The following is a 5,230-nucleotide window of genomic DNA, read 5'->3' on the forward strand; positions in this document are numbered from 1 at the left end:
AACGTCACCGGCATGCCGGCCATCTCGCTGCCCCTGCACTGGACGTCCGACGGGCTGCCCGTCGGCGTGATGCTGGCCGCGCGACCGGCGCAGGAGCAGCTGTTGGTCGCGGTCTCGGCCCAGCTCGAGGCGGTTGCCCCGTGGGCGCACCGGCGCCCGCCGGGCTGGTGACGTCGCGGCTCAGGCGAACCAGGTCGGTGCGGCGGCGGTGAACGCCGAGCGACCCAGGGAGCCGACCTCCGCCGGGATCGTCGCGAGCACCGGCAGGTTGGTCACCCGGGGGAGGTCGACGAGGTTGGTCTCCTCGGCCAGCCCGGGGTGCGAGGGCCAGGACCCGATGACGAGCCCGGCCGGCTCGATGCCCCGCGCCCGGAGGGCGCCCACCGTCAGCTCGCTGTGGTTGAGCGTGCCCAGGCCCGCGGCGACCACGATGACCACCGAGGCCGAGAGAGCATCGGCCAGATCGAGGATCGTGCCGTCGGCGGAGTCGAGTCGCACCAGCAGTCCGCCGGCGCCTTCGACGATCACCGTGTCGAAGTCCTCGGCGAGACGGCGGATCCGGGACGCGTGCTCGGCCACCGTCGGCAGCCGGACTCCGGCCAGCCGGGCAGCGCTGTCGGGCGCGAGCGGATCCGGCAGGCGGACGAACTCGCTGACCTGGCAGCCCGCCAGGCGGCGTACGTCGTCGACGTCACCGACCTCGCCCGGCAGCACGCCCGTCTGGACGGGCTTCACCACGATCACGGAGCCCGGGGCGCGCGCGGCGAGCGCCGCGGTCGCGACGGTCTTGCCCACGTCCGTGCCCGTGCCGGTGACGACGAGGATCACCGGTGCGCCTCGACGACCTTGGCCAGGACACCGGTGGCGCGCGCCCAGTCGTCGTCGGGAACGCCCGCGTTGGTGGTGATGCGCAGCCGCGAGATGCCGTCCGGCACCGACGGCGGACGGAAGCAGCCGACCCGCACCCCGTGCTCGAGGCACTCGGCCTGGGCGGCCAGCGCGACGTGGGGAGAGGCCATCGGCACCGAGAGCACGGCGCCCGCCGGGGGTTCGACGGCGAGCAGCCTCGACAGCTCGGCGACCCTGGTGGCGATGCGCGACGCCAGGTCGGGCTGCGAGCACAGCACCCGTAGCGCGGCGAGCGCTCCGCCGGTCGCCGCCGGGTTCAGCGCCGTGTCGAAGATGAAGGGCCGGGCGCGGTTGACCAGGTGGTGGATCAGGGCGGGGGAGCCGAGCACCGCGCCACCTTGCGCGCCGAGCGACTTGGACAACGTGGCGGTCACGACGACGTGGGGCGCCGAGGCGAGCCCGAGCGACTTGACCACGCCTTCGCCGGCCGGCCCTGCGACCCCGAGCCCGTGGGCCTCGTCGACGATCAGCAGCGCATCGTGTCGGGCGCACACGGCCGCCAGCTCGGTGAGAGGGGCGGCGTCGCCGAGCACCGAGTAGATCGACTCGGCCAGCACGATCGCGCGTCGACCGCCGGCTGCGGCCAGCGCTGCCGCGACGGCATCGACGTCGCCGTGCGCGGTGACCGCGATCTCGGCGCGCGAGAGCCGGGCGGCGTCGATCAGCGAGGCGTGGATGTGGGCGTCGGAGACGAGCAGGGTGTCGCGGTCGGCCAGCGCGGTGACGGCCGCGAGGTTGGCGTGGTAGCCGGTCGACAGCACCAGCGCGGCGGGCTGGCCCAGGAAGGCGGCAAGCTCCCGCTCGAGGGTCTCGTGCAGGGCGAGGGTCCCGGTCACGAGCCGCGAGGCCCCGGCTCCGGCGCCCCACGTGCGGGCGGCATCCGCGGCCGCGGCCACGACCGACGGGTGCCGGCTCAGCCCGAGGTAGTCGTTGCCGGCGAGGTCGATGACGTCGTCGTCGGGTCCACGGGGCCGCAGCCGGCGGGTCAGACCGGCCGCATCACGGCGTACGGCCTCGTCCGTCAGCCACGTCTCCCAGCCACCCATCAGCCGACCTCCGCTGCCGTGAGCATCGCCGCGCAGATCGTGTCGATCTCCTCGTCGGTGCAGATGTAGGGCGGCATCGTGTAGATCAGGTCGCGGAACGGTCGCAGCCACACGCCGGCCGCCAGGGCAGCGTCGCTCGCGGTGACCACGTCGACGCGGTGATCGAGCTGGATCACGCCGACGGCCCCGATGGTGCGTACGTCGACCACGCCGGGCAGCGTGGCGGCTGCGGCGAGTCCCGTGGTCAGGCGGTCGTTGATGTTCCTGATCGTGCTCTGCCAGTCGCTCCGGAGCAACAGGTCGATGCTGGCGGACGCCACGGCGCAGGCAAGCGGGTTGGCCATGAAGGTGGGCCCGTGCATGATCACCCCGCCGGGCTCGATCTCGCCCGCGATCGCGGCAGTGCACAGCACGGCGGCGAGCGAGACGTAGCCGCCGGTCAGCGCCTTGCCCAGGCACAGGATGTCCGGCTTGACGTCGGCGGCGTCCATGGCGAAGAGGTGCCCGGTCCGGCCGAAGCCGGTGGCGATCTCGTCAAAGATCAGCACGAACCCGTGCCGGTCCGCGATCTCCCGGAGGACCGTCAGGCACTCGGCGGGATAGGGGTGCATGCCGCCCGCGCCCTGGAGGAGAGGCTCGACGATCACCCCGGCGACGGCGCCGGCATGCTCGGCGGCGAGCACGCGCATCGCGTCGGCCCACTGGTCGATCGGTTCGCCGACCGCGGGCGGCTGGGGCCCGAACACCTGCTGGGGCAGCACCCCCGTCCACAACGTGTGCATGCCGCCCTCGGGGTCGCACACGCTCATCGCGTCGAAGGTGTCGCCGTGGTAGCCGCCACGCACGGTGAGGAAGCGGGTCCGGCCGGGCCGCGCCTGCATCGCCATCTTCATGGCGACCTCCACGCTGACCGACCCGCTGTCCGCGAAGAACACGTGTGGCAGGCCGGTGAGGGAGACCAGCGTCTGGCCCAGGCGGATCGCCGGCTCGTGCGTCAGCCCGCCGAACATGACGTGCGAGAAGTCGTCGAGCTGTCGGCGTACGGCCTCATCGAGCACCGGGTGCCGGTAGCCGTGGATGGTCGCCCACCACGACGACATGGCGTCGATGGTGTTCCGCCCGTCGATCTCGAGCAGGGCGCCCGAGGCCCCGGTGACGAGGCGCGTCGGGGTCGGCGCGGTGAGCGAGGTGTACGGGTGCCAGAGGTGGGCGCGATCCCAGTCGAGCAGGTCGACCATCAGGCGTTGGCGGCGACGTCTGTCCCCGCGCCGCGGCGACGGATGGCCGGGTCGTGCGAGTGACCGGCGGCGATCTGCGCGTCGTGCTCGTCGCTGCCCAGCACCACGAAGCCGTTGTCGCGGATCAGCTCGAGGTCGGTCTCGGCAGCCTGGCCCTCGGAGGTGAGGTAGTCGCCGAGGAAGATCGAGTTGGCGACGTGGAGGGCGAGTCCCTGGAGGGAGCGCAGGTGCATCTCACGGCCACCGGCGATCCGGACCTCCCTGTCGGGGCACACGAAGCGCGCCATCGCGAGGATCAACAGGCAGCGGGTGGGGTCGAGCTCCCACGTGTTCTCGTATGGCGTGCCGTCGAACGGCATCAGGAAGTTGACCGGGATCGAGTCGGACTCGAGCTCGCGGAGCGCGAACAGCGCCTCGACGAGCTGCTCGTCGGTCTCGCCCAGGCCGGCGATCAGGCCGGAGCAGGGGGACAGGCCGGCCGTCTTGGCCTTGGTCACGGTGTCGACGCGGTCGGCATACGTGTGGGTCTGCACGATCTTGTCGTGGTGCGACTCGGCGGTGTTGATGTTGTGGTTGTAGGCATCGACGCCGGCGTCCTTGAGCCGCTCGGCCTGGCCCTCCTTGAGGAGCCCCAGGCAGGCGCAGACCTCGACGCCGGGGTTCTCGCCCTTGATGGCCCCCACCATCTCGGTCACCTTGTCGATGTCCTTGTCGCTGGGGCCGCGGCCGCTGCTGACCATGCAGACGCGGGTGGCGCCGCCCTTGAGGCCGGCCGCGGCCTGCTCGACGGCCTCGTCGGTCTTGAGCCAGGAGTACTTCAGGATCGGTGCCGTCGAGCCCAGGGACTGCGAGCAGTAGTTGCAGTTCTCCGCGCACAGGCCCGACTTGAGGTTGACGAGGTAGTTGACCTTGACCGTGTTGCCGAAGTGGGCGCGGCGCAGGCGTCCGGCCGCCGCCACCACGTCGAGCAGCTCGTCGTCGTGCGCCCGCAGCACCGCAAGCGCGTCGTCCTCCGTGGCGGGCTTTCCGGCAAGGATGCTGGTGGCGAGCTCGTCGAACGTCATGGGAGAAGTATGCCGACCTGTCGACGATCCGGGGCGGGTGGTCCATCTACTTCCGGGTAGGTCAGGCGGACGGGTCCACGTCGGCGCCGTGCAGCTCGGCGAGGAGGACGGCGCCCGCGAGGTCGAGCTTCGTCCGCCGCAGCAGCGCCGAAGCCAGGTCGACCCCGTCGAGCGAGGCCCCTCGGAGGTCGGCGCCGTCGAGCTTCGTCTCCCGCAGGAGAGCCCGGTCGAGCTGCGCTCTGGTGAGGACGGCGAAGGACAGGTCGCTCATCGACAGGTCCGCCTCGCGGAGGTCGACGCCGCTGAGGTCGACCTTGCTCATGTTGGTGCCGCGGATCGTGACGGACTGCCACTGACCGCCGCGCACCGTCAGCGGTCGCATCGTGCAGTCGGCGAAGACCGTCCCGACGAGCTTGCAGCCGTCGAGCGTGGCGTCGAAGAACGTGGAGCGGCGGACGTCGCAGGCCACGAACGCAGTCGAGGTGTGCACGCTCGATCCGAACGAGCAGTTGTGGAACGTGCACCGCTCGAACGTCGCGCCGGAGGTGGTGGACTCGCCGAAGTCGACGCGCGTGAAGGTGCAGTGCACGAAGCGGGCGGCTCCCAGCTCCTCGGCGTACCAGTCGTCGTCCTTGAAGTCCCGGCCCTCGGCGGTCATGGGCACGGAGGCCGAATCGGTCACGGTGGCCACGCTAACGCGGTGGAGCCTCGCGTGCCGCCGGTAGGGTCGGGCGCGTGATCGCGTCGCATGCCCACCGCTTCATCTTCCTGAAGACTCGCAAGACGGCGGGCACGAGCGTCGAGATCGCCCTGTCCAAGGTGTGCGGTCCGGACGACGTGATCACCCGGATCAGCCCCGAGGACGAGGAGCTGCGTCAGAGCGCGGGTGGTCGCGGACCCCAGAACCACGAGTCGCCGCCGCTCCCGCGTCAGGCGTTCAACCACATGAGCGCACGGGCCGCGCGCGAGGTCG

General features: G+C 71.8%; 7 protein-coding genes. 2 read left to right on the forward strand and 5 right to left on the reverse strand.

The genetic code is table 11. The annotated features are described in order from the left end of the window. Positions 1 to 12: 12 nt before the first annotated feature. Positions 13 to 171 carry a hypothetical protein gene (locus tag RMO85_RS17350; RefSeq protein WP_310529977.1) on the forward strand — a complete coding sequence of 53 codons (159 nt, stop codon included), beginning with the start codon at positions 13 to 15 and terminating at the stop codon, positions 169 to 171. Positions 172 to 180: 9 nt separating this feature from the next. Here the strand turns inward: RMO85_RS17350 and bioD are convergent, their stop codons facing one another. The 5 genes from bioD to RMO85_RS17375 form a co-directional block, all read right to left on the reverse strand. Beyond that, positions 181 to 828: a dethiobiotin synthase gene (gene bioD, locus RMO85_RS17355; protein WP_310529971.1), complete on the reverse strand. Its 648-nt coding sequence runs from the start codon at positions 826 to 828 to the stop codon at positions 181 to 183. Then, positions 825 to 1,955, reverse strand: coding sequence for an 8-amino-7-oxononanoate synthase (locus RMO85_RS17360; RefSeq protein ID WP_310529972.1), 1,131 nt, complete (start codon positions 1,953 to 1,955; stop codon positions 825 to 827). Before RMO85_RS17360 ends, bioD begins: the two co-directional genes overlap by 4 nt. Continuing rightward, complete coding sequence (locus RMO85_RS17365; RefSeq protein WP_310529973.1) at positions 1,955 to 3,193, reverse strand: adenosylmethionine--8-amino-7-oxononanoate transaminase; 1,239 nt, start codon at positions 3,191 to 3,193, stop codon at positions 1,955 to 1,957. Before RMO85_RS17365 ends, RMO85_RS17360 begins: the two co-directional genes overlap by 1 nt. Beyond that, positions 3,193 to 4,257 carry a biotin synthase BioB gene (gene bioB / locus RMO85_RS17370; protein WP_310529974.1) on the reverse strand — a complete coding sequence of 355 codons (1,065 nt, stop codon included), beginning with the start codon at positions 4,255 to 4,257 and terminating at the stop codon, positions 3,193 to 3,195. Before bioB ends, RMO85_RS17365 begins: the two co-directional genes overlap by 1 nt. 61 nt (positions 4,258 to 4,318) lie before the next feature. Next, on the reverse strand, positions 4,319 to 4,939 hold the full coding sequence (locus RMO85_RS17375; protein ID WP_310529975.1) for a pentapeptide repeat-containing protein: 621 nt from the start codon (positions 4,937 to 4,939) through the stop codon (positions 4,319 to 4,321). Between the two features lie 53 nt (positions 4,940 to 4,992). Here RMO85_RS17375 and RMO85_RS17380 point away from each other — a divergent pair. Beyond that, the coding region (locus RMO85_RS17380; RefSeq protein ID WP_310529976.1) for a hypothetical protein at positions 4,993 to 5,230 on the forward strand (238 nt) is incomplete at its 3' end.

Origin of the sequence: Nocardioides sp. (assembly GCF_031422975.1) — a bacterium.
GTDB lineage: Bacteria > Actinomycetota > Actinomycetes > Propionibacteriales > Nocardioidaceae > Nocardioides.